Annotated in this window: 2 protein-coding genes; one reads left to right on the forward strand and one right to left on the reverse strand. The window is 73.1% G+C overall.

Annotated elements, in window-relative coordinates; genetic code table 11:
• On the reverse strand, positions 1-940 hold a 940-nt coding region (locus E2E34_RS33755), incomplete at its 3' end, for a CaiB/BaiF CoA transferase family protein (RefSeq protein WP_138905633.1).
• A 132-nt stretch (positions 941-1,072) separates the two neighbouring features.
• Here E2E34_RS33755 and E2E34_RS33760 point away from each other — a divergent pair.
• Positions 1,073-2,054, forward strand: a 982-nt coding sequence (locus E2E34_RS33760; protein WP_138905634.1) for a saccharopine dehydrogenase family protein, incomplete at its 3' end; no start/stop codon positions are given.

Here is a 2,054-nt window from a genome sequence, read left to right on the forward strand (position 1 = left end):
CGCGCAGGGAGAGGACGGGAGCGACGCAGGCGTCCGAGCCCTCGAAGACGGCCGTCCACTCGGCGCGGGTCCTCGCCCTGAAGCGGGCGGCGATCCGCTCGCGCAGCTCGCCCCAGCGGGCCATGTCGGCGCGGGCGCCCGCCTCGGCGTCGTCGAGTCCGAGAAGGGCGGTGAACCGGTCGTAGAACTGCGTCTCCAGCGCGCCGACCGCCATGTACCCGCCGTCGGACGTCTCGTAGGTGCCGTAGAAGGGGCAGCCGCCGTCGAGCAGGTTCGCTCCCCGGCGGTCCTGCCAGCCGCCGGCGGCGAGCATGCCGTGGATCATCGTGGCGAGGTGGGCGGCGCCGTCCACGATCGCGGCGTCGACCACCTGGCCCGTGCCGCCCTCGGTGCGGGCGTGCTGGAGGGCGGCGAGGACGCCGACGACGAGGTAGAGGGAGCCGCCGGCGTAGTCGCCGACGAGGTTCGCGGGCACGGTGGGCGGTTCGCCGGCGGCGCCGATCATGCCCAGGGTGCCGGTGAGAGCGATGTACGCGATGTCGTGTCCGGCGCGCTGGGCGAGCGGGCCCTCCTGGCCCCAGCCCGTCATCCGCCCGTAGACGAGCCGCGGATTGCGGGCCAGGCAGGCGTCGGGGCCGACGCCGAGGCGCTCGGCGACTTTGGGGCGGTAGCCCTCGATCAGCACGTGCGCGCGCTCGACGAGGTCCAGGACCCGGGCCGGGCCGTCGGCCGCCTTGAGGTCGACGATCACCGAGCGCTTGTTGCGGTTGGTGAGGTCGTACGCCGGGTCGATGCCCAGTCCCGCGCCGCCGGGGCGGTCCACCCGGACCACGTCGGCGCCGAGGTCGGCGAGGAGCATGGCGGCGAACGGGCCGGGGCCGATGCCCGCCAGTTCCACCACGCGCACTCCGTGGAGCGGGCCGCTTCCTGTCCCTGCCATCAAGCCCCCAGCGCTGTGACACTACTGATGTAACATCAATGATGCTAAGAACGTGTTCCACTCCGCACAAGCCCTGCGGGCGAGCAAGCGCTTAGTTCTTTTTATCGGGGATCACCGCTACTCTCTGCCCCCATGAGCGAGACGGTTCCACGCAGGGGCGACACCGATCGCCCGTACGACATCGTGCTCTTCGGGGCCACGGGCTTCGTCGGAGAGCTCACCGCGGAGTACCTCGCCGCACACGCACCCGCCGATTGCCGCTGGGCGATCGCCGGACGTACCGTCGCGAAGCTGGAGAAGCTGCGAGAGCGGCTCATAGCGGTCAATCCGGCCTGCGCGACCCTTCCCGTCCTGCACGCAGACGCGTCCGACCCGGACTCGCTGCGCGAACTCGCCGCCCGTACCCGCGTGGTGGCGACGACCGTCGGCCCCTACGTCTGGTACGGCGAGGAGCTCGTCGCCGCCTGCGCCGACGCGGGCACGGACTACGCGGACCTGTCGGGCGAGCCGGAGTTCGCCGACCGGATGTATCTGGCGTACGACGCGCGGGCCCAGGAGACCGGGGCGCGGATCCTGCACGCGTGCGGCTTCGACTCGATCCCGCACGACCTCGGCGTGTACTTCACGGTCAAGCAGTTGCCGGAGGGCGTTCCGCTGCGTATCGACGGTTTCGTCCGCTCCAACGCGATGTTCTCCGGCGGCACCTTCGCGTCCGCGATGACCGCGCTCGGGCGCGGGCGGCAGACGCTGCGGGCCGCGCGGGAGCGCCGGATGGCCGAGCCGAGGCTCGTGGGGCGGCGCGCGCGGGCCCCGATCGGCACGGTGCGGCGCAGCCGCGAGACGGCGACCTGGGCGCTGCCGCTGCCGACGATCGATCCGCAGATGGTGGCCCGTTCGGCGGCGGCGCTGGAGCGGTACGGTCCGGACTTCCGCTACCGGCACTACGCGTCGGTGAAGTGGCTGCCGGTCGCGGTGGGCGGGGTGGCGGCGGTGGGAGCCGCCGCGGCGCTGGCGCAGGTCCCGGCGGCGCGGTCGTGGCTCATGGACCGGTACGCGGCGGGATCGGGCCCCGACGCGGAGCGCAGGGGCCGGAGCTGGTTCACGGTGCGCTTCG

It is taken from the genome of Streptomyces albidochromogenes, assembly GCF_005981925.1.
GTDB classification, from domain to species: Bacteria; Actinomycetota; Actinomycetes; order Streptomycetales; family Streptomycetaceae; genus Streptomyces; species Streptomyces albidochromogenes.